The 20,756-nt window shown below is 43.1% G+C and carries 22 protein-coding genes; 12 read left to right on the top strand and 10 right to left on the bottom strand.

Annotation, left to right across the window (positions count from 1 at the left end):
- Positions 1-519: 519 nt before the first annotated feature.
- Together BJP34_RS02700 and BJP34_RS02695 are read left to right on the top strand one after the other, a co-directional pair.
- Positions 520-1,737: an aminotransferase class V-fold PLP-dependent enzyme gene (locus BJP34_RS02700; protein ID WP_324611011.1), complete on the top strand. Its 1,218-nt coding sequence runs from the start codon at positions 520-522 to the stop codon at positions 1,735-1,737.
- Between the two features lie 533 nt (positions 1,738-2,270).
- Complete coding sequence (locus tag BJP34_RS02695) at positions 2,271-3,524, top strand: RNA-guided endonuclease InsQ/TnpB family protein (RefSeq protein WP_229424214.1); 1,254 nt, start codon at positions 2,271-2,273, stop codon at positions 3,522-3,524.
- Between the two features lie 16 nt (positions 3,525-3,540).
- Here the strand turns inward: BJP34_RS02695 and BJP34_RS02690 are convergent, their stop codons facing one another.
- The 3 genes from BJP34_RS02690 to BJP34_RS02680 form a co-directional block, all read right to left on the bottom strand.
- Positions 3,541-4,383 carry an ABC transporter ATP-binding protein gene (locus BJP34_RS02690; RefSeq protein WP_083304959.1) on the bottom strand — a complete coding sequence of 281 codons (843 nt, stop codon included), beginning with the start codon at positions 4,381-4,383 and terminating at the stop codon, positions 3,541-3,543.
- 240 nt (positions 4,384-4,623) lie between these two features.
- Complete coding sequence (locus tag BJP34_RS02685) at positions 4,624-5,442, bottom strand: ABC transporter permease (RefSeq protein WP_070391005.1); 819 nt, start codon at positions 5,440-5,442, stop codon at positions 4,624-4,626.
- Between the two features lie 75 nt (positions 5,443-5,517).
- The gene (locus BJP34_RS02680) at positions 5,518-6,555 is read right to left on the bottom strand and encodes an ABC transporter substrate-binding protein (protein WP_070391004.1); all 1,038 of its coding nucleotides are present in this window, start codon (positions 6,553-6,555) and stop codon (positions 5,518-5,520) included.
- 606 nt (positions 6,556-7,161) lie between these two features.
- Here BJP34_RS02680 and BJP34_RS02675 point away from each other — a divergent pair.
- The 5 genes from BJP34_RS02675 to BJP34_RS02655 all read left to right on the top strand — a co-directional run bounded on the left by BJP34_RS02675 (position 7,162) and on the right by BJP34_RS02655 (position 12,018).
- Positions 7,162-7,974 carry a Uma2 family endonuclease gene (locus BJP34_RS02675; protein WP_070391003.1) on the top strand — a complete coding sequence of 271 codons (813 nt, stop codon included), beginning with the start codon at positions 7,162-7,164 and terminating at the stop codon, positions 7,972-7,974.
- A 120-nt stretch (positions 7,975-8,094) separates the two neighbouring features.
- On the top strand, positions 8,095-9,072 hold the full coding sequence (locus tag BJP34_RS02670; RefSeq protein WP_070391002.1) for a 2-hydroxyacid dehydrogenase: 978 nt from the start codon (positions 8,095-8,097) through the stop codon (positions 9,070-9,072).
- Positions 9,073-9,372: 300 nt separating this feature from the next.
- Entirely contained in the window at positions 9,373-10,575 is a 1,203-nt protein-coding gene (locus BJP34_RS02665) for an agmatinase family protein (RefSeq protein WP_070391001.1), read from the top strand.
- Between the two features lie 15 nt (positions 10,576-10,590).
- Positions 10,591-10,971, top strand: coding sequence for a hydrogenase maturation nickel metallochaperone HypA (gene hypA, locus BJP34_RS02660; RefSeq protein WP_070391000.1), 381 nt, complete (start codon positions 10,591-10,593; stop codon positions 10,969-10,971).
- Positions 10,972-11,436: 465 nt separating this feature from the next.
- Positions 11,437-12,018, top strand: coding sequence for a hypothetical protein (locus tag BJP34_RS02655; RefSeq protein WP_070390999.1), 582 nt, complete (start codon positions 11,437-11,439; stop codon positions 12,016-12,018).
- 58 nt (positions 12,019-12,076) lie between these two features.
- On the opposite strand, the gene BJP34_RS02650 is transcribed toward BJP34_RS02655, so the two are convergent.
- A complete protein-coding gene (locus tag BJP34_RS02650) occupies positions 12,077-12,859 on the bottom strand; it encodes a class I SAM-dependent methyltransferase (protein WP_070390998.1) in 783 nt (260 codons plus the stop codon).
- A 109-nt stretch (positions 12,860-12,968) separates the two neighbouring features.
- On the opposite strand from BJP34_RS02650, the gene BJP34_RS02645 reads away from it, so the two are divergent.
- A complete protein-coding gene (locus BJP34_RS02645) occupies positions 12,969-13,370 on the top strand; it encodes a pre-16S rRNA-processing nuclease YqgF (RefSeq protein WP_070390997.1) in 402 nt (133 codons plus the stop codon).
- 107 nt (positions 13,371-13,477) lie between these two features.
- Positions 13,478-13,687, top strand: coding sequence for a hypothetical protein (locus BJP34_RS35875; RefSeq protein ID WP_193431307.1), 210 nt, complete (start codon positions 13,478-13,480; stop codon positions 13,685-13,687).
- On the opposite strand, the gene BJP34_RS02640 is transcribed toward BJP34_RS35875, so the two are convergent.
- Positions 13,684-13,947: a DUF3146 family protein gene (locus tag BJP34_RS02640; protein ID WP_070390996.1), complete on the bottom strand. Its 264-nt coding sequence runs from the start codon at positions 13,945-13,947 to the stop codon at positions 13,684-13,686. The genes BJP34_RS35875 and BJP34_RS02640 overlap by 4 nt on opposite strands.
- 82 nt (positions 13,948-14,029) lie before the next feature.
- On the opposite strand from BJP34_RS02640, the gene BJP34_RS42115 reads away from it, so the two are divergent.
- On the top strand, positions 14,030-14,173 hold the full coding sequence (locus BJP34_RS42115) for a hypothetical protein (protein WP_158516952.1): 144 nt from the start codon (positions 14,030-14,032) through the stop codon (positions 14,171-14,173).
- An 80-nt stretch (positions 14,174-14,253) separates the two neighbouring features.
- On the opposite strand, the gene BJP34_RS02635 is transcribed toward BJP34_RS42115, so the two are convergent.
- From BJP34_RS02635 to BJP34_RS02620, 4 genes are read right to left on the bottom strand one after another with little or no spacing between them, the layout of a single operon-like run.
- Positions 14,254-14,673 (bottom strand): secondary thiamine-phosphate synthase enzyme YjbQ, encoded by a 420-nt coding sequence (locus tag BJP34_RS02635; protein WP_070396453.1) that lies wholly within the window; start codon positions 14,671-14,673, stop codon positions 14,254-14,256.
- Between the two features lie 26 nt (positions 14,674-14,699).
- Positions 14,700-15,308, bottom strand: coding sequence for a hypothetical protein (locus BJP34_RS02630; RefSeq protein ID WP_070390995.1), 609 nt, complete (start codon positions 15,306-15,308; stop codon positions 14,700-14,702).
- 25 nt (positions 15,309-15,333) lie between these two features.
- Positions 15,334-15,933 carry a hypothetical protein gene (locus tag BJP34_RS02625; protein WP_229424213.1) on the bottom strand — a complete coding sequence of 200 codons (600 nt, stop codon included), beginning with the start codon at positions 15,931-15,933 and terminating at the stop codon, positions 15,334-15,336.
- Between the two features lie 17 nt (positions 15,934-15,950).
- Complete coding sequence (locus tag BJP34_RS02620) at positions 15,951-17,039, bottom strand: glycosyl transferase (protein ID WP_070390994.1); 1,089 nt, start codon at positions 17,037-17,039, stop codon at positions 15,951-15,953.
- 163 nt (positions 17,040-17,202) lie between these two features.
- Here BJP34_RS02620 and BJP34_RS02615 point away from each other — a divergent pair, with 163 nt between their 5' ends.
- Positions 17,203-17,592, top strand: a complete 390-nt coding sequence (locus BJP34_RS02615; protein WP_070390993.1) for a RidA family protein — start codon at positions 17,203-17,205, stop codon at positions 17,590-17,592.
- A 33-nt stretch (positions 17,593-17,625) separates the two neighbouring features.
- Positions 17,626-17,808 carry a hypothetical protein gene (locus BJP34_RS02610; RefSeq protein ID WP_070390992.1) on the top strand — a complete coding sequence of 61 codons (183 nt, stop codon included), beginning with the start codon at positions 17,626-17,628 and terminating at the stop codon, positions 17,806-17,808.
- A gap of 110 nt (positions 17,809-17,918) precedes the next feature.
- Here the strand turns inward: BJP34_RS02610 and BJP34_RS02605 are convergent, their stop codons facing one another.
- The gene (locus BJP34_RS02605; RefSeq protein ID WP_070390991.1) at positions 17,919-20,510 is read right to left on the bottom strand and encodes an NACHT domain-containing protein; all 2,592 of its coding nucleotides are present in this window, start codon (positions 20,508-20,510) and stop codon (positions 17,919-17,921) included.
- Positions 20,511-20,756 lie beyond the last annotated feature (246 nt).

Here is a 20,756-nt window from a genome sequence, read left to right as displayed (position 1 = left end):
TAACACTATAATCTAATCATGAACTTGTTGACTGTTGACTATTGGTTGACTATTGACTGTTAACTGTCCAATAGGGTCAACTCAACAAAAATCGTTCAATTCAATAAACTTTTCAAGTTTAGTCAAGTTTGATTTTCATTGACCTAGTAAAAACTTAAAAATTAAGAAAAATCAAGAAAAATTAATAAAAATTAATAAATAAATCAAACTAAAAGTTTAATAATAATTAATACAGCTAATTAGAGCAGTTCTAGCTTCCTGCTATGGACTTAATCCAAAGTAGCAGACTCTCTTGAGTGGTGCATAAATAATAAAATAACCCCAAGACCAACGGATTAGTGTTACCGACAGTCAACTGAGGAATTGCTTAAAATTTATACATATGCACTTGACAAGCTCAAGCAGCGCTGTAGAAATGCACTGAATTTGCGCTCTTTAAATTAAGACATATGTCTTAGTTCAATATATCCAAAAAATTTTAGCTTGTCCACGGGGCTGATAAGATATAATACCACGGGAATGACTAAAATTCTGATGACTGGTATATCTCCTACAGCAACTCCACGGGAAATCCACCGACAGCAATTTCCGGCATTAGCCCACAAAGCCTATTTCAATTTTGGGGCCAAAGGGACTCTGCCTCTGGTATCTCTAAATGCTATCCAACAAGGCTATGAGTATGTGCAGCGCTATGGCCCATTCTCTGGTAAAGTCAATGACTGGGTTACCGAGGAATCCCACAAAACTAGAAGTGCGATCGCATCAGAGTTGGGGACATCACCAGACACCATCACCCTAACCGAAAATGTTACCGTTGGCTGCAATATTGCGATGTGGGGGATTGATTGGCAACCGGGTGATCACATCCTGATGAGTGATTGTGAACACCAAGGCATTATCGCTACTGCCCAGGAAATTTCCCGTCGCTATCAGGTAGAGGTATCTACTTGTCCAATTATGGCAACTCTAAATCAGGGAGACCCTACTAAAACTATTGAGCAATACTTACGACCTCAGACGCGATTAGTGGTATTAAGTCATTTACTGTGGAATACCGGTCAAGTATTGCCACTCAAGGATATTACTCAAGTCTGTCACAACTACGATCAGAGTAGCCAATTGGTGAGGGTTCTAGTGGATGCAGCTCAGTCAGTAGGTTCTTTGCCCTTAAATCTAACCGAACTGGAGGCAGATTTCTATGCCTTTACCGGTCACAAGTGGTGGTGTGGCCCAGCAGGAGTTGGAGGTCTCTATGTGAGTCCAGATGCCTTGGGCAGCCTCAATCCCACATTTATTGGTTGGCGGGGGATTATTCTGGATAAAGCTGGGAAACCTGTGGATTGGCAACCAGATGGAAAAAGATTTGAAGTGGCTACCTCGGCTTATCCCCTGTATGGAGGATTACGTAGTGCGATCGCAATTCATCAGCAATGGGGAACTGCTGATGAACGTTATCAGCAAATTTGTCAATTGAGTGAATACCTATGGCAAGGCTTATCCAAGTTGGAAGCAGTCAGGTGTTTGGCTACTTCACCTCCCAAAGCTGGTCTGGTGTCCTTTGTGTTGACTAATGGCAAGCGCCATAACAGGTTAGTAGAGTTTCTGGAGCAGCAAGGCTTTTTGCTACGAAATCTCCGGGACCCAGACTGTGTGCGTGCCTGTGTTCACTACTTCACCCAGCCGGATGAAATTGATAAATTGATTGAGGCCATTGATGGGTTTAGTTCTGAAAATTAATTAGAAAAGCTTAAGTCAAAGCTTAAGTCAAAGCTTAAGTCAAAGTTTAAGTAAAGATGCACCCCATTAGATAGTCATGGCCTACGATTCACACACATTTCATACTTTCTATAATGAAGGGCTAGTGTTTGCGATCGCATTTGCAGTTAGGTTTGTTTTGTATGAGTTGATGTTTTTTTTCTTCAGGGTTGATGGTTAACGGTTGATGGTTTAATGTTAACTGTTAACACCAAGAAATTAATTAATATTAATTCCCCTGGCTTCCTTCGATAAAAATCTCTTTCAAGCTATTTGGATCTGCTCACCACTGACTCACTTAGCCACTAAGCACTAAAGACTCAGCACTGAGCTTACATCCCGACTTACCTAAATGTCGGAAGAAGGCTCCCGCCATAATCTCCGATTTGGCGGTGAGACGGGGCGTATAAACTGCGGAAGTGAATTCCGCAGACAGCCCCTCATGAATTCCGACCAATAAAAAAATAATGCAGGAATCATGTTTATCCGATATCGCTTGTGGTAACATGGTATGAATGATAGTTAGAGAAGCTAAACTGTTAAACGGGTCCCTAGCCCAATACCAAGCCTTAGATGAAGCCATAAGAACTGCTCAATTTGTTAGAAATAAAGCAGTCAGATTATGGAGAGACGAACCATTAGTCAACAAAGGTCGTCTGTCTCTGCTATGCAAAGAACTTGCACATGCTCAAGAGTATCCTTGGGTTAAGAAATTAAACTCAATGGCACGTCAGGCATCAGCAGAAAGGGCTTGGAATTCTATCTCTAGTTTCTATCGTCGTTGTAGAGAGGGTGCTAATAAAAAGGGTTATCCTCAGTTCAAAAAACACTCTCGTTCGGTTGAGTATAAAACCACAGGCTGGAAACTGTCAGAGGACTGTTTAACTATTAACTTCACCGATGGATTTCAGGCAGGTCGGTTCTCATTGTTTTGTAACCATGAGACAAGAGAGGACTTGTTTAGGCTTAAAATTAATCGGGTGCGAGTAGTGAGAAGGGTTGACGGTTATTATGCTCAATTCTGTTTTGATGCTAACCGTAAAGAGAAAGGGAATTATACCGGAAATGTGATCGGTATCGATTTAGGTTTGAAGTATTTCTACAAAGACCAAAATGACAATGCTGCTATATATCCCAAGTATCTCAGGCGAGCTGAAAAGAGAATTAAAAAGCTACAGCGGAGATTATCTAGAAAGTTTGTGAAAGGTAATAAACCTCAATCAAACAACTACCACAAAGCCAGAATTAGACTTGGGTTAGCTCATCTGAAGGTTCAAAGACAGCGTAAAGACTGGGCGGTTAAGTTAGCCCGGTGCGTAGTCCACTCTAACGATGTGGTTGTCTATGAAGACCTGAAAATTAAAAATCTGGTCAAGAACCATCATTTAGCTAAGTCGATTTCTGATGCGAGTTGGTATCAATTAACTCAATGGTTAGACTACTTTGGAAAAGTTTGGGATAAGACAGTGATAGCTGTTGCACCTAACTACACATCTCAAGATTGCTCAAATTGTGGTCATCGAGTGAAGAAATCTCTCAGCACTAGAACTCATCAATGTCAACGTTGTCACACAGAAATCTGTCGTGATACTAATGCTGCTCTCAATATTTTAAAGAAGGGGATGAATATTCTAGGTGTTGAGTATAACAGCGGTGCGACCCCGCACGGGTTCCCCGAGAAGGGTGAACGCGCACCAAGAGAGTACCCAGGGGCACTGGGAAACTGCTGGGAAACCGGGAACGCTTGGGGAGAGTTCAACCGCTGTTGATGAGGGGAAACCTGATTCAATAAGTTGTCTCGCTGAACCAGGAATCACTTTGTGAGAATCCCCCGCCATAATCTCTGATTTGGCGGCGGGAGTATGTCAATTTGTCTGGCCTATCCCGCAGCAAATCCATAATTTCCTCAGTGTAGCGATGGAATTCGGGATTACGCTTAATTTTATAAGTGCGCTCACCCTCTAACTCAATCCGCAATTCCCGTTGGATTGTACCAGGTCGTGCTGTCAACACATAAATCCTTTGAGACAAAAACACTGCCTCTTCTACATCATGGGTAATCATTAATATAGTGCAACCCGTCCGCTGCCAAACCTCAAGCAAAAACTGTTGCATGGTTTCCTTAGTTTGTACATCCAGTGCACCAAAGGGTTCATCCATCAGCAGGATTTTAGGATGACAGGCTAGAGCTCTTGCGATCGCAACCCGTTGTTTCATGCCCCCAGATAATTCTTTCGGATAGGACTTAGCAAATCCAGACAGCCCTACCACATCTAAATAATAAGCAGCCTGTTCTCGGCGTTTTTGCTTTGGGATACCTTGCAGCTTTAAGCCAAACTCCACATTATGGATCACATTCATCCAAGGGTATAGGGTATATCGTTGGAAAACCATCCCTCGCTCTGAACTAGGTCCAGTCACCGTCAAACCATCAACCGTAATTTCTCCAGCTGTAGGCATATCTAAACCAGCTATCAGACGCAACAGGGTAGACTTACCCGAACCAGATGCACCCACAGCACAGACCAATTCCCCCGTCTCAACATGCATATTAATATCCTTTAGGGCAACGATAGTACCTTGTTTCGTGGGAAATTGTTTGTAAAGGTGGGAAATTTCTAAGTGCATGGTTTTTTATTATTACTGATATTGGTAATTCGGTATTGGGTATTGAGTATTGGGTATTAGGAGTATTGGGTATTAGGAGTATTGGGTATTAGGTATTGCAATTCTAAATTTTCCTGCAAGCCTTTTCCCTTTTGCTTGTGATTAGGTAAGCATTAGCACCTCAAGTAGCGTGCGCGTAGCGCATTAGCTGATAGTTTACCGTCAACAGTCAACCATTAATTGTTAACCTTCAAAAAAAATCTAATCAATCGCCCATTTACAGGTCAGTCTGAGCAGCAATCGTAAGGATAAATCAATGGCAAATCCGATTAATCCTAGAATAATCAAGCAAGCAAATATTTCATCAGTTTTTAGAAATTTTTGTGCTAGCAAAATTCGTTTACCTAGTCCCACTTTTGCTGCCACCAATTCTGCTACAATCACTAAATTCCAAGATGCTGCCATGTTAACTCGGAAGGCATCAATAATATTGGGAATCACATAGGGAGTAATAACCTCTAATAGGACTTGTCTTCTTAGTCCTCCCAAAGTGTAGGTGCTTTCAATTAAATCCTTGGGAACAAACTTTACTGCATCCATAATCATTAAGGTATTGAAAAAGACAGTACCAATTAAAATCAGTGCAATTTTTGGTGCTTCATCAATACCTAGATAGATAATGAATAGAGGGATAAATGCCGGAGCTGGCATATAGCGAACAATACCAATTATTGGTTCTGTTAACCCTCGGATACTAGCAAATGCTCCCATGGAAATGCCCAAGGGAATGGAAATAATTGCTGCTAACAGAAAGCCAGCAAAAACCCTGAGAATGCTAGCAATAGTATCTTGAATAAGAAAGCCTTGTTGCCACAAACGGATAACGGCTTTCCCCACGTCAATCGGTGACGGGAGGAAGACGGAATCAAGGCCAGCAAAACTTGATATGAGCCACCAAACAACAAACGGAATAGTAACTGATAGGATAATTAAGATCCAGTTTAAGGATTTGGGAATATCCTCAGCAATGCGCCAAAAAACGGTGGGCTTTAGAGTTCTATTGGTCTGGAAACTATTCATTAAAGAGTCTAATAAATGTGGTGGGTGCGTTAACGAATTGTAACGCACCGGTTTAATTCGATAGCTTATTAATGACTAAGAACGACCTGCAGCATAAGCTTTTACAAACTGGTCATCAAGTATCTTATCTAAATCAGGAACTTTTTGAATAAATCCCACATCCAGCATAAACTGAGACATTTTTTTAGCGGCAAACGGCATATGCTTCATGGTATCCCCAGGGCTAAATGCCTCTAAGTTTTCTTCCAAGGTAAATATTCGAGTTCCTTCTTTAAACTGTTGGAATTCTTCAACACTAACATTAGCGCGTTCCGCCAGCAGTTCATCGGCTTTCTTGGGATTATTTTTGATAAACTCCAGGATATCAAACCAAGTATTCACTAGACCTTGAACTTGATCAGGACGTTCATCAATCAGCTTTTGAGTCACTACAAGTAAGTCAGGGATTGCCCCAGGAAATGCTTTGGAACTAATTAATTCTTTACTTCCCTTTCGTTTTAGGGCAGTGAGCCAAAAGGGAGGAAATGCACCCACGGCATCTACTTTACCTGCTGCAAATGCTGCTGCTGCTGCCCCAGTTTCTAAGGGTACAATTTCCACATCTTTTCTGGACATTCCCTCTTCTTCTAGGGCTAAGCTAAGCAAGAAGTCATCTACAACTCCCTCTTCTATTGCTACCTTTTTTCCTTTCAAATCTTTCACGGAATTAATTTCTGCTGTGACAATAATTTTGTCATTGCCAGCAGAGTTATCATTGACCAGTACCGCTACTTCACCATTAATAGCATCAGCAGCAAAAGATATCGTATCATTAAGGGTTTGGCAATTAGCATCCAGTTTTCCTGCTGCTAAAGCTTCCATGGATTCCAGGTAGCCATCAAACCATTTTAGTTGTACATTAAGGCCATTGGCTTCAAATAAACCTTCTTTTTCCGCAATGTACCACGGCCACCAACCAGGCCAACTGCTGTATCCCATAACAATGGGAGTAGAATCTTTAACGGCTTGGGAGGTATCTGAGGGTTTGGTGTTTGGTGACTGGTTGCAGCTAATAGCTAGGACTAAACTAAGTAGAAATACAGCACATAGGGATAGTATTTTGGGAATTTTCATGAAAAATTGCGGCAGTATAACACACCTACACTCCTAGAGTTAGGTGGGAATGAATGCTGCACCTCCAACTAATGGTTTACAGATTAATCCGGCACTGGGTTCAAGTAACCGTTTTTTCTGGACAGAAAATTGTCCAAGTCTTTTTTAGCTGATGTCTGTCTATCCTTGTTGTGAACAGAGCAAAAATTAGGATAAAGATACTAAAAACTGTAGTTAAAGATACCAAATTAATCTAAAACTATTTGCTCGGAAGTTCCCTGATCCAAAGTTCAACACTTCTGCATCCCACCTTGAGTGATAAAGAGGCTAAAAACTGTAGTTAAAGATACCAAATTAATCTAAAACTAGTTCATCCGAAGTTCCCTGATCTAAAGTTAAATACTTCTGCGTCCCACATTGAGTGGTAAGGAATCCAATCAATCATTATATAGAGTGGAAATATCAGAATTTCTAGGAATTTTTGGGTTCTTTTTGTAACGCTTCCCTTGTGCCCTCACTTGCACCCTCACCCTATAAGATCATAGGTCTGGTGTGAGGAATTCTAGTTCTTCTAGTTTCTAGTTTGGGTAAAATGCAATCAGCCAGGTCTAACTAAGGGGAATCACTATGCTAAAGTATGACCCGTTACAATATCTTCCTACTTCCGAGGAGTTACCCTCTTCTGATAACACCCCTGTGGATAACGAACTGCAAGATTTAATCCCCCACTTGCTCAAAGGGATATTATCCTTAATCTGGCAACAGCGCTATGACTGGTTTTTTGGAATTGATATGGGCTACTATTACCACCCTAACCAGAGTGCGATAGTTCCTGACGCTTTCTTAAGTTTAGGAGTAGACCGGCGCAAAATTCGTCCCAAGGGTCGTCAAGGACGTTTAAGTTATGTGCTTTGGGAAGAAAACAACACCGTGCCAATTCTAGCCATCGAAAATGTCTCTCAAACCTACAATGGCGAGTACGACCAGAAAAAATTAGACTATGCCGAATTAGGATTCCTATATTATGTAATTTATGATGGCGACAGTTATTATCCACGCAAAGGGGAGCCCTTTGAGGTTCATCGCTTGGTAGATGGGGTGTATGTGCGTCAAAGCGGGAATCCAGTGTGGATGCCAGAAATTGGTTTGGGAATTGGTACAGAGTTAGGAACTTATCAGGATTGGAGTCGGGAATGGCTTTATTGGTATGACCTTCACGGGAAACGGTATCCCTCCCCAGAGGAAAGAACTGAACAGGCTGAGCTGGAAGCAGCTCAAGAACGTCAACGGGCTATTCAAGCTGAACTGGAAGCATCTCAAGAACGTCAACGGGCTATTCAAGCTGAGCAACGGGCTGCGGAAGCTGAACAGAACCTTGATGCTTTGAAAGCTCAACTAAAACAACTGGGGATGAATCCTGAAGATTTTATGAATGGTTAGGTGGAACAAGCAACTAGTCATACCAAATTCCCCTTGAAAATCCCCTTGATAATCTACTCTATAATCTAGTCCTTGAGATGCAGACGAAAGTTTTTATAGCCACAACAACTGACCCACCCCATGTCTCAACCCAAAGTCTTCATAACTCGCCGCCTTCCTGATACCAGACTCGAACAACTCCACCAAATCGCCAATGTGGAAATCTGGCCAGAGCGTCAACCGCCTCTCTACGAGGTCTTGCTCAACAAAGTTAAAGAAATCGATGGCTTACTGTGCCTACTCACAGATTCCATTGACAAGCAAATCATCGAAGCTGCACCATCCCTGAAGGTAATCAGCCAATTAGCAGTAGGTTACGACAACATTGATATCTCTGCTGCCACCATCCGGGGTATCCCCATTGGTCATACTCCTGGTGTTCTGACTGAGGCTACAGCTGACTTAGCCTGGACGTTACTAATGGCAACAGCACGGCGAGTGATTGAAGCAGATAAATTTGTACGTGCTGGTCATTGGCAGACTTGGGAACCTACTTTATTGCTAGGACCAAACATCAGCGGTGCTACTTTAGGAATTGTTGGCTTTGGACGCATTGGTCAAGCTGTTGCTCGTCGTGGGCGAGGGTTTGATATGGAAATTCTTTATTACAGTCGGCATCGACGGGACTCAGAATTAGAAGAATCCCTTGGTGTAAAGTATGCTGAATTCGACGTGTTGCTAAGGGAATCAGACTTTATTACCATTCACACTGCTCTGTCTGAAGAAACCTACCATCTATTTAGTACTCCCCAGTTTGAGCTGATGAAATCCTCGGCTATCTTGATCAACACCGCACGAGGAGCAATCGTAGATCCAGAAGCATTGTACCAAGCTCTAAGCAATGGTCAAATCGCTGCTGCTGCTCTGGACGTAACTAAACCAGAACCTATTCCCATGGATAGTCCGTTGTTGACCTTGGATAATCTGATCATTACCCCTCACATTGGCAGTGCAACCTACCAAACGCGATCGCAAATGGCTACGATGGCGGTGAATAATCTTATTGCTGGACTTTTGGGTAAGCCATTACCCTATTGTGTGAATCCACAAGTGTATTAGATTAAATCAGTTTCCTTGATTTCTAGGGTCTGTCTGCAAACTACTCGATGAAGAACAGTAGGGGGTAAGACCGTTGTAATTTATCATTGCTTCCCGTACTTCCCCTGGCTCCCTTGCCTCCCCTGCACCCCTAAACCAAGGGTGACGATCTCGAACTTAGGTAAAAGAAATCTGTAGGTTTATAATTTCCGAACCTATCGGTGAGAAGTTTAAAAAATACCATAGCTTTCATGTCCAACCTGCGGAATGTAGGCTATAAGTCGCTGATTAAGATGTTTTGAAAACTTCTCGGGAGTGCAAATGACTGAAAATTCTTCTGAAAACCCCTTGTTTGAAAGCCCAGGCAGTAACAGTTCAAATTCTTCTGAGGCGGAACGTGCCCTGGAGCGTGAAGCTCAACTACCATTGACGGGATGGCAGCAGGAGGTGTCAAGGGGGCTCGAATACGGGCTGGAAGCAGCACAGAGTATTAGCGATCGCACTATTCCCACCTTTTCCCGTGGTGAACTACCTCACTACGCTGGCATCAATACCTTCCTCAAAGCGCCCTATCTCGAAGATGTTCGCCAGGTTGAGTCATACGATGTAGCCATTGTCGGGGTTCCCCACGACTCGGGAACCACCTATCGCCCTGGAACCCGCTTTGGTCCCCAAGGCATTCGCCGCATTTCTGCCTTGTACACCCCTTACAACTTTGAGTTGGGGATTGACCTGCGAGAGCAAATTACCCTCTGTGACGTGGGAGATATTTTTACCATTCCAGCCAACAACGAAAAGTCATTTGACCAGATTTCTAGAGGCATTGCTCACATCTTCAGCTCTGGAGCGTTTCCAATCATTTTGGGAGGAGATCATTCCATCGGATTTCCTACCGTTCGGGGTATTTGTCGGCACTTAGGGGACAAGAAAGTTGGCATTATCCACTTTGATCGCCATGTAGATACCCAGGAAACCGACCTGGATGAGCGGATGCACACCTGCCCTTGGTTTCATGCAACTAACATGAGGAATGCTCCAGCCAAGAACTTAGTGCAACTGGGCATTGGCGGTTGGCAAGTACCTCGCCAGGGAGTCAAAGTTTGCCGGGAGCGGGCAAGTAATATCCTGACAGTAACCGATATCACTGAAATGGGATTAGACGCAGCGGTAGAGTTTGCCCTCGAACGGGCACTAGACGGTACCGACTGCATTTATATCAGCTTCGATATTGACTGTATCGATGCTGGTTTTGTTCCTGGTACAGGCTGGCCCGAACCGGGCGGACTCCTGCCGAGGGAAGCTCTGTATCTACTGGGCAAGATTGTTCAGCAGGCTCCTGTTTGCGGTTTGGAAGTAGTGGAAGTCTCGCCGCCCTATGACATCAGCGACATCACTGCCCTGATGGCAACTCGCGTCATCTGTGACACAATGGCGCACCTAGTGCTATCCGGTCAACTGCCGCGCCAGGAAAAACCCTCCTATATTCATCCAGAAGCGCAGCCGGAACTAGTAGATTGGACTTGAAGGTGGATTTCAACAATGCATGAGACTGACATGACTAAGGCACTAATTGTGACCTTGCGCAATTGGTGGCAAGCACAGCCAGAGCGACCCAAAATTTCCTGTGTGCATCTGACAGTAGGCCAGTTCAGTGGCGTCGAACCCGTGAGTTTGGAATTCGCCTTTAAAGCTCAAATTTCCAACACCTTTTTGTCTGGTGCGAAACTGGTGATTCAGGAAACCCCATTAATTGCCTTTTGCCATAACTGTCAACAAGACTATCGGCCTAATATTGATAGTCAATACGCTTGCCCAAAATGTAAATCACCAATGGAAGACATCCGCTCTGGGCGAGAATTAAAGATTGACCGACTCGAATACTGTGGCTCTGCTGTTGAACCCAATGTAGCAGAGCTTTGATGCAGCTCTGGAAATTAACCTGCTCCATTAGATTGATTTATGAATTACCCCAATAATAATTAGAAGGGTAATCAAAAAGCGATCGCTAGGAGCTGTAAGCGATCGCTTTTTGGTATTTGTTACTAACTTTTGACAAAGTAGATAAAAATCCAGACTTTGAGGTAAATAACTTGTATTGTGGGTAGATAATCAAGGAATTTTTTTTAGCTGCTTCATCAAGACATTGAAGTATTAATTTAGATCATTTTATTTTGGTAAATCCCCAGTTAATCCGGTTAAAATTGGGAGATTTTTAAAGTTTTTTTTCAAAATTGTGGTATATAGTTTTACAAAATTAAACCATTATTAAGCAATGCTAATAATCTCATTGCTGGACTTTTAGGTAAGCGATTACCCTATTGTGTCAATCCACAGGTGTATTAAAATAAATCAGTTTCCTTCAGTTCTAATTTAAGGAGACTTAATATGGATCCTAAAAAACCCATCCAATCAGGTATTTCAGATATTTCAGATATCCAACCAAAACCCTTTAGTCGCCGTAGTCTGCGCGAGAGGTTCTTCGATACCCTCAAGACTAAATACCCTAACATCCAAGCTCTATATGTAACAATTAATATCATAGCCATCTGGAGTGGTGTTGTCCTCATCTCGGATTCATGGGCACAAGGAACCAATTTGCTCGATGAGCCTGCCCCTGATTTTGCTCTAAAAGTGGTTATGCGTCACTTTGCTTTGTTAATGCTTGGTCTGCTCATGCTCTGGATAGATGACCTATCCTTGCAGGAGCTGGTAGTTATGAAAAAAACTCCTATAGAAAAAGATTTCGAGGAAATGAATTCGAGGGAAAAGCTCTTCTACCATTTCAAAACCAAATATCCCAACTTATCAACTATGTATACTCTGATCGCCATCATAATTTCCTGGTGTGGTATATGGGGGTTGCTTTGGGACATACCTATTCAACCTTTTTGGCGATCACTAATGACAATCTTTATAGGCTTCTTCCTGCTGTATATTGATGATTTTAAATTGGACGAACTAAACTAGACTAACTAAGTAGTAGGACAGCATTATAAATGCTATACTAAGAATTATTTATCACGAATTAGCACTGAGATTGAGCTACGTAAACCTTGGTACGATACGTCAAGTAAACTAAACCTTTTTCATCACACCAGCTGTTGTACAATTCCTGCAAATCAGAGATAAGTTTCTGGTGCGCTAATCCTTCCCGTGGGATATAGGAGACGCTCATAGCACGACCAATCAGACCATCTTTGTCTAGCGCTTGCTGATAAGAAAAGGTGTAGGAATAGACATTGGGAAACAATGGACTAGCTAGCAAGGGGTCTACCGAACACATACGGGATTCGGCGGGATGATGATTGGAGGCGATTTGCACTAGATGACTATAGCCTTGGGTAAAATCATCTTGACGGTTGCGGTCATTCCATACCACAGCTAATTTTCCAGTAGGCTTCAGGATACGGCGAAACTCTAGCAAACTTGGCTCTGGATCAAACCAATGGAAGGATTGAAAGCAAGCGACTAAGTCAATAGATGCATCAGGTAAGTTGGTCTGTTGAGCAGTTCCATTCCGGAATTCAACCAATGGATCGGTGCTAGCAGCTTCTCTCATCTGAGTATTGGGTTCGATGGCAATAACTCGCACTCCCCGTTGAGCTAGTAGCCGAGAGGAAATTCCTGTTCCTGCACCAATATCCGCAGCTAGCAGTTGCCCTCTGTTCTCAAGTCCTTCCAGAATCTTGTCGATAGCTGCAGCTGGGTAACTGGGTCGGTATTTGGCATAATCTGTCACCAGTTCAGAAAATCGACTCTCTGGGTTCATCTGGTGTAATGGTGTTGTCTGAAGGTTCCTTTCGCCCATGATTTATACCAATCAGGATTTAGGCAATCACTATACTTGTAGGGTAGGGTACTAGTTGTGTTGCCAGATTAGCAATTTTGACAAAGATTGATATAACCCGTGACTTGAGATGATTTTAGGCTTCGATCCAGGACGAGATAAATGTGGTGTAGCAGTAATGGAGAAAGAAGGTCAGGTGCTAACCCATGAGGTAGTGGCTTCAGGAAATGCGATCGCAAAACTCCAGCAACTGTGTCAACAATTCCCCATTGAAACCATTGTGATGGGAGACCAAACTACTGCCAAGAGATGGAAACGGAAAATCCAGGAGGAATTACCAGCATCAGTACCTATTGTCCTGGTAGATGAGCGCTACAGTAGTTTAGAAGCTCGCCCACGCTACTGGCAAATGTATCCTCCCAAAGGGTTCCAACGCCTTATCCCCCAAGGAATGCGCCAACCTCCTCGACCCATTGATGATATTGTGGCAATTTTGTTAATCGAGCGCTATATAATCAAAAGCAAAAGCTAAAAGGGATATCGTCGTCTTCCTTTGGGCATGACCTATTGACGGGATGCTCAAGCCTTTTCTAATTTTCCCCTATTATCCCTTCTGAGACTATAGCATTTATCAGAGTAATGAGGTACAAATTTTCCCCATTCCCCATTCCCCATTCCCCATTCTCTACTCCCTACTCCCTACTCCCTACTCCCTACTCCCCATTCTCTACTCCCTACTCCCTACTCCCTACTCCCTACTCCCTACTCCCTACTCCCTACTCCCTACTCCCTACTCCCTACTCCCTACTCCCCAGAAAAAAAGTACCTCACGGAATTGAGACATGCTAGAGTTCAGCTCGAATGGTAAAAGCATAGTTTCCTCCTGGTTCGAGCTGGTAATCCCACTGTTCTAAAAATCTGCCAAGGGGTTCCTGAATCAAGGCACGGCCTAGAGAGGGGGTGACTAACAGCTGACTTATCCGAAAATGCCATTGAAACTCCCATTCATAGTCTGCGGCTTGGACTTCCCCTTCAATCTTGCCCTGTTGCCAGCAGTGCCGCGTAATTCTGACGTAGGCAGTGGTTTCAGGCAAACCCTTTGCACTCACAATGGTAAAAATTCCTAATCTGCTTTAAACACATAGGTTAGCAGACCTGTTGGCAGATAAGTCAATAGGGATCAACCCGAATGTGGTATCAGTCTGGGTGGTTGATGCCCAAGGCAACCAGGTGCTGATGGATGCTTTTTACAAAACCCTTCCACGCATAAAAAATCACGCTTTACTCAATCCCTACAGCAAGCACAACTCTACCTGGCTCTTGACTCCTGAATAAAGTGACCCCTCAGTACTGGTCACCATGTCTTCTGATTGGTAATGCTTTTAGGTAATAGTTAAAATAGATATTGCTTGAGATTAAATCCCTGCAATATGCACCACCACCTCCCGGTAGTGAGCCTGTCGGCGATGCTCCCAAATATAAATGCCTTGCCAGGTTCCCAGGAGCAATCTCCCTTGAGCAATAGGAATCTGTTCCGATGTTTTGGTCAGTGCAGTGCGGATATGAGCAGGCATATCATCGGGACCTTCCGCACTATGGCTATAGCTTTTGCCATCTTCTGGTACTAATTTAGCAAAAAAGTTTGATAAATCCATGAGCACATCAGGATCAGCATTTTCCTGAATTACCAAACTTGCCGAGGTATGACGCAGGAAAATCGTACACAATCCAGTCTCGAGTCCTGATGTAGCAACCACGGATTGAACTTTCCCGGTAATGTTGGAGAACGATTTACCGGTAGTCCTAATTTTGAGTCGTTGTTGATAATGAGTCATAGAAGGGTTGGTTAATCGAGCCACGGCTACCCGAGCTGTTTCAGTTCCTCCGATGGTGTTTCGGAGGTTTCTGTGGCTACAGCTGTTGGTGGATTGTCAGGAGACTTATCCACCACAGGTGTTTCAGAGGTTTCTGTGGCTACAGCTGTTGGTGGATTTTCAGCAAACTTATCCACCACAGCAGCAGTTTCTGATGACTCTATAGTATCTTCTGATAACGACTCAGGGACAGTTGCCAATTCTGCAGCAGTTTCTGATGACTCTATAGTATCTTCTGATAACGAAGTATCTTCTGATAACGACTCAGGAACAGTTGCCAATTCTTCCGTATACAGCTTATCGAGTTGAGCAGCAGTTTCTGATAACTCCGGCTTTTCTGCTGATTCTGGCTCAGTTGCAGATTGATTGTCACTCGACTCATCTGCCTGCTGGGAATTTTCCAATGCCTCGGGATTCTCTGGTTCCCCTTCACGCCAAGGGGAATCATAGTGATTCCAAGGCAGAATAGGCTCGTTGGGCAGGTTACGGGTCAAGACAGTGATGTTCTCTGGGTCTGGTTCCGGTAAACTCAAGGGTTCTCCGGAGGGTTTTTTATTAACCTGTGAGGGTTTTTTATTAACCTGTTTAGAATTCATAGTCTCAGCGAAAGCCAACAATACATCACATCAGTTTAAGCGCAGGAATGCAAAACTCTGCTATGACATTCAACGTAATAATCAAGGCAACCCCCCAAGTTACATAAGCAGAATACTTCAACGATAGAGAAAAATCTTCTAATCGCTGCCTGTTTGCATTATAAGTCTCTACTAGATTAACCAGCATCTGTAGCTGGTATTGTTCTGGTGAGAGTACCAGGTAACGTTCTAGGAATTTTTTATCTCCCAAGTTGGGACTGACTGCGATCTGACGCGGGAGAAAAGCACGGATTAGTAGGGTAAAATTAAGCATAAATCCCAGTATCTCAGCAATACCAAAGGGGCTGCGGAAAAATACTAGTCCAGAGATGGTTAAACTCGTTAACAAGGCCCCATTAGTAACAAACAAGATATTGAGCTTTGTGGTCAAGGTTTGACTGCGCTCCCTTTGTTGATCAAGTACCATACGAACGTCTCGTGCTGCCAACTCTAGGCTGGGGAAAGAGGTCTGCTCTTTAGAGGTTTGCTCTTCAATAGTAGAGGTTTCTGGTGTGTCGATGGACTTTGGGATAGAATTATGGCTATTCTGGATCTGTTCTATAAGCGAATCTACGGTAGATATCATGGCAGGGGCTGTTTAGGCTATTTAGTGTAAGTCTGGAGGTAGTTAACAATATCTTTAGCAATCTTGTCTGTTCCATCCTTTACCAAGCTTTGAGATTTTCTGGGAGGCTTGGGAGTATGATGGAGGAATTCCCACTTGCCGTGGAAAAATTCTGTCGGTGTTAAAATCTGGTGGTGACCGTAGTCTTGCACCCCTTCTATTAGGATAGCGGCTTCAGCAAATCCCGAGCGGGTAACTGAAGAAATAGGTATATCCAGGCGTAAGGCTTCAGCAAAAGTACTGTATCCTGGTTTGGAAATCACTCGCGAGCACAAGGGCATGAAATCCACTGGTCGATAGTCGTGACCCTTGATTTTTAGTAAATTGGGTAAATCTGGTGCTTGAGAGTCAAATGTGATAAATTGCCAGTTAGGGAATCTAGATAGATTATGGTAAGGAATTTGTTCCAACCCTAATCCCCCAAAGGTAAGTAAAGCAGTTTTAAACTCTGGAGACTTCAGATCAAAATGCTTCCTTAATTGATCTGTACTGTAGCCTGGGGATCCCCCTGTTAACCCCACATCGGTGATCTGGGTGAAGGCGGTCATGGGTTCATGTAAAGGAAGGCGAAATAAGCGATCGCATTTTCCATAATACTCACTGATCCAATCGGCAATCTCAGCAAACTCTCCTCCCCAGTCTCGATAGATGAAGTCCCAGCCAAAATTACTCATCATCCAACAGGGAATGTCAGCCGCTTGAGCAATACCTACAGCTAAGGGGGGAATATCAGCTAAGATCAGCCCGACTCGATTGTTACGAATAAAGTCAACCTCACTAGCAATTATTGATCTAGCATTGGAACGAATTTGCTGTAGTTTGGTTAACGTTACCTCTTTATCCATTGTTAAGCTGTCGGTTTGAATAACACCAACATCAAAAGCCCGTGGGCGATGAATAAAATCCCCGGGAATGTAGGATTCTAATAACCAGCGTGGTATTGTTGTTACTAGAATCAGTAAGATATCCGGACACAGTCGTTGAATAGCCGCAGCTACGGAGGCACTACGTACAGCATGACCAAAACCGTGGCTAGTGATAGCGATGTATAAAACTGGTCTAGACATTCTAGGAGCTCAGGTATTGAGTTAATTGAAGGCTTTTATGCAGGCTAACAAAAATAAACCACAAGTGGCTAACTTTGGCAGTTACTACCTTGATTATAATTTCCACACTTTAAAATCAAATTCAGCAAAAAATTTAAAGTTTATTGTTTAAGGAGTTGAAAACGTGCTGGAATATATCACTTTACCGAACAACGTTTTGCCACCTGTAGCTCCTTATTCCCACGCTGTTCGGGCAGGAGATTTTCTATTTGTGACGGGACAGCTAGCTGAAGACCCTGTCACTGGAAAAGTAATAATTGGGTCAATTGAGGAACAGACTAAACAGGTAATGGAAAACTTGAAGCTAGTTTTAGACCATGCTGGCACTAGCTTCGCTCAGGTAGTTATGGCTCGCATTTTTGTGACTGATTTTAGATACTACCAGACAGTTAATGACTTATATGTTTCTTATTTTAACAAGAATCGGTTACCTTGTCGAACAACGGTTGGAGTCATAGGTCTGGCTGGTAATGGTGATGTAGAAATTGATTTGATTGTTTATTGTGGTGATTAATGATAATGGTAAATTACGGCGGTTTGCAATTCGATGAGGTACAAATTATGGGCTTTTAGGGAGCAGGGACTGAGGCCGTTGGCCACGCGGGGCGCGTTCGGAGCAGGGAGTAGGGAAGAGGGAAGAGGGAAGAGGGAAGAGGGAATAGTGAAGAGGGAAGAGTTAAAAAATCCCGTGTACCTGATAGTTATGAAAAACGCTGTATCAAGGATTTAGCTATTAGATTTAGCTATTAGCATTCAGCTTGCCCGCTTCGCCCATGGGAAGCTAATCGGCATTTAACTTTATAACTGTTAATAATTATTTGGCTTGTTTTATTGGATAGTTTAGTGTTTTTTTTCTCGAACAACCCGAATTCCCTCCCAAGCTGGCATTCGACCAGTTCGTCGCTCATCCATTAATAAAAATAATGTGTAAATTGGAGCAATTTTATCCCTATTACTGGCATATTTACGGCTGAATTCTTGACAATTTTGAACCGTCAAATGAACAGGTTTTAGGATTTCAGGATTGGTAGCAGCTTTTTGATAAATATCAGCTCGCACACTCCAGGCAATAAATACTAACAGCACATAGAAGCGAAGTAATTTAAGATCTGGGTTTTCGTATCGCTCAAGGTTGAAGTTGAGGTAGGGATTGAGGTTGATATATTGACCTAGGTTGAGGTCTTTGTATAGGTCTTGGTATGGCTCAAGGTTTTGGTAAAGGTATCGATCGAGGTCGAGGTTTTGTTCAAGCTCTTGGTAAAGATTTCGGTATTGGTAGAGGTTAAGCTCTAAATATCGATAGAGTTGGATATCTAGGTATCGGAACAGTTCTAGTTCCCCCTCCAAGTTTAGGTTTAAATCTAGAGCTATATCTAGTTGAACAACATTAGCTAATTGTTTTTGCCAATTTTTCCACTTAGCTGCTTTTATGCCCACAATCAGGTTGTGTTCTTTTTCCTGGCACCAGCAGCCTACTGGCTGTTCAATCGCTTGGTACTCCTGTGCTTCATCGGAAGTGGGCAATCTGTACCTGAATCCTGGTGTTGAGTAGTTTTGAGTCAACCATTTACAAAATGCTTCGGCATCACTAGCTCCAATTCCAGTAATTGGCTGATTTCCCTCTAACGCTATAAACCGTTTGCTTTCCCAATGATCTGGCTGATGATACTCACCTGCTGCTAGGGTTTCATCCAAAAATAATTGATACTCAGCACAGGTAATATAACTCAAGCCAATTTCGATTCTGTCATCAATCCGGAATAGTTGATTCAACCGCCTAGATAACTTAACCTCTGCAGCTAACTGAGCAATTTCTGGATTAGGGGATGCTAAATCGGCTGCTAGGACTTGTTCAAGTTGTTGCTCTAGCTTAGGCTTAACGGTCAACCCTTGCGCTAGGCAATCATAAGCAAGAGCTAAAGACTCTTCTGTAGCCTTTTCCAAGGCTGCACTAATCAAGTTAGTGCCATCAGCATCCGACGCCCAGAAGCGGATAGTTTCAGTCCACCAGGGATTATCCACGTTTTTAGTCAAGATCTGCTCTTGGTTCAGTTCCTTTACCTGAGCAGCGGCTAAATAGTCCTGAAAACTCTGGTGAGCAAACTCGTAAATCCCTAGCCTTCTTTCCACTAATAACCCAGTAGCTGTCTCTATATGCTTAAGAAATTCCTTTGGTTTTAGCGGACTCCCTGCCACTGATGCTAGGTGCTCTTGACTATCAGATGGGGTGAATTCACAAGTTTCCTGTTCCATCAACCCTAGTGCTAGTCTTTGTAACACTGATTGTTTTTGGACAGTTGTTAGCGGTCTAGGGATATTCTGAGCTGATGACACCTCCAGCAATACATGGCAAATTTTGCTGTAAAGTTCTCCCCGACGCTCTGGTAATAAGATGCTACCGCAAGCGTGAAGGGTAGCTATCATAGTTAGCAGCAGTGGGTTGCTTGCCATTGAAGCTATCGAGGGATTATTTCTAATCCGCTCTACTAAATCCTCAACTTGCTTCTGAGCTGATAATTGTTTTCCTCGACTACTAATCTTAGTTTGTGGATACCAGCCCTGAATAAATTGCTGAATTTGGTTGAAATTGAATGGTTGTACTTCTAAAACTGTTTCGATCTGCGACCCGAGTATACTACGATAGCCCTGGTGACGATATGTCAGGATAAAAGCAGTTTGGGGATAGGTTTGCATCTGCTGGTTAACCCATTGACTCACCTGCTGACGCTGATCCGGATCAGCTACTTCATCCAACCCATCCAACATCACTAAGCATTTGCCATTTTCTAACTGATCCCGAAACCAATTAGCAGGAGGTTTCTCCAAGCCTGCGGATTGACCCAATCCTGGTAATGACCCTTCCTCAACTTGTTTCGTAACTAGCTGTGCCAATAATGGTGTTTGCTCACTAGTAATGCGATCGCAACTATTCCGCAAATCTACCAGTATAGGAATTAGTTTTGGCGCTTTATACTGGCGGTGAGCATTGTTGGCATAGGTCAGGGTCAAATGCTGCAACGTAGTGGTTTTTCCTGACCCTGGGGGGGCAATGATTGCCAAATGTCGATAGGCTGGTCTTTTAGGTATTTTGGCGATAAAATCCCAAATTTCCTGACTGATCTGAGATTGATGGGAGTTTGTCCATGGGTTAGGTCTATTACCTGGAATTTTTGTAGCGAATCTTAGGGGGACAAATACCTGCTCGAATGAGAGCCTTGATAGCCTTGTGTTTAACACTACCGTCTTCAAGTCACGAAAACCGTAGACTAAGCTTTGGTAATACTTGTCTTGAAACTGTGAGGTTGATTTTCCGTCGTGAAACTGTGAGGTGAATTTTCCCCACAACCCCATGACCAAGTTTTCTTCTGGTTCCAAAGCTTTCTCATTTGACTTGTTTTGGAACGATGGCTTGTCCGACATGTTTTCTGGCATAGTGATGCTACTGCTACAAAGCCCCTTGCTTTCGAGTGTAAGCGAGTCTAATACTAAGTTGCCGCTTAAAGATGTAATTTACTGGTAAGACTATCCTTGAATTTGACTTTTAACCGTCAACTGTCAACCCTCAATCCTCTTGGGCAAAAAACCGTTGCAATAGTGACCTAGTAACAACCCAACTTGCTGTAAACACGCTTACTCGATCACACTGCTGATCAATTCTAAATTTTTATAAACAATGCT

This window comes from Moorena producens PAL-8-15-08-1 (assembly GCF_001767235.1).
Taxonomy (GTDB): domain Bacteria; phylum Cyanobacteriota; class Cyanobacteriia; order Cyanobacteriales; family Coleofasciculaceae; genus Moorena; species Moorena producens_A.
The sequence above is the reverse complement of the archived record's forward strand: the minus strand, read 5'-3'. Positions and strand labels throughout refer to the sequence as shown.

Bases quoted from the DNA above. Each gene is read 5' to 3' on its own strand.
- BJP34_RS02630 (WP_070390995.1), bottom strand. From the start codon at position 15,308: ATGAATTCTAAACAGGTTAATAAAAAACCCTCACAGGTTAATAAAAAA.
- BJP34_RS02625 (WP_229424213.1), bottom strand. From the start codon at position 15,933: ATGATATCTACCGTAGATTCGCTTATAGAACAGATCCAGAATAGCCAT.
- BJP34_RS35875 (WP_193431307.1), top strand. From the start codon at position 13,478: ATGAGGTACAAATTTTCCCCATTCCCCATTCCCCATTCCCCATTCTCT.
- BJP34_RS02655 (WP_070390999.1), top strand. From the start codon at position 11,437: ATGGATCCTAAAAAACCCATCCAATCAGGTATTTCAGATATTTCAGAT.
- BJP34_RS02700 (WP_324611011.1), top strand. From the start codon at position 520: ATGACTAAAATTCTGATGACTGGTATATCTCCTACAGCAACTCCACGG.
- BJP34_RS02620 (WP_070390994.1), bottom strand. From the start codon at position 17,039: ATGTCTAGACCAGTTTTATACATCGCTATCACTAGCCACGGTTTTGGT.
- hypA (WP_070391000.1), top strand. From the start codon at position 10,591: ATGCATGAGACTGACATGACTAAGGCACTAATTGTGACCTTGCGCAAT.
- BJP34_RS02685 (WP_070391005.1), bottom strand. From the start codon at position 5,442: ATGAATAGTTTCCAGACCAATAGAACTCTAAAGCCCACCGTTTTTTGG.
- BJP34_RS02675 (WP_070391003.1), top strand. From the start codon at position 7,162: ATGCTAAAGTATGACCCGTTACAATATCTTCCTACTTCCGAGGAGTTA.
- BJP34_RS02690 (WP_083304959.1), bottom strand. From the start codon at position 4,383: ATGCACTTAGAAATTTCCCACCTTTACAAACAATTTCCCACGAAACAA.
- BJP34_RS02680 (WP_070391004.1), bottom strand. From the start codon at position 6,555: ATGAAAATTCCCAAAATACTATCCCTATGTGCTGTATTTCTACTTAGT.
- BJP34_RS02665 (WP_070391001.1), top strand. From the start codon at position 9,373: ATGACTGAAAATTCTTCTGAAAACCCCTTGTTTGAAAGCCCAGGCAGT.
- BJP34_RS02605 (WP_070390991.1), bottom strand. From the start codon at position 20,510: ATGCCAGAAAACATGTCGGACAAGCCATCGTTCCAAAACAAGTCAAAT.
- BJP34_RS02635 (WP_070396453.1), bottom strand. From the start codon at position 14,673: ATGACTCATTATCAACAACGACTCAAAATTAGGACTACCGGTAAATCG.
- BJP34_RS02645 (WP_070390997.1), top strand. From the start codon at position 12,969: ATGATTTTAGGCTTCGATCCAGGACGAGATAAATGTGGTGTAGCAGTA.
- BJP34_RS02610 (WP_070390992.1), top strand. From the start codon at position 17,626: ATGAGGTACAAATTATGGGCTTTTAGGGAGCAGGGACTGAGGCCGTTG.
- BJP34_RS02650 (WP_070390998.1), bottom strand. From the start codon at position 12,859: ATGGGCGAAAGGAACCTTCAGACAACACCATTACACCAGATGAACCCA.
- BJP34_RS02695 (WP_229424214.1), top strand. From the start codon at position 2,271: ATGATAGTTAGAGAAGCTAAACTGTTAAACGGGTCCCTAGCCCAATAC.
- BJP34_RS02670 (WP_070391002.1), top strand. From the start codon at position 8,095: ATGTCTCAACCCAAAGTCTTCATAACTCGCCGCCTTCCTGATACCAGA.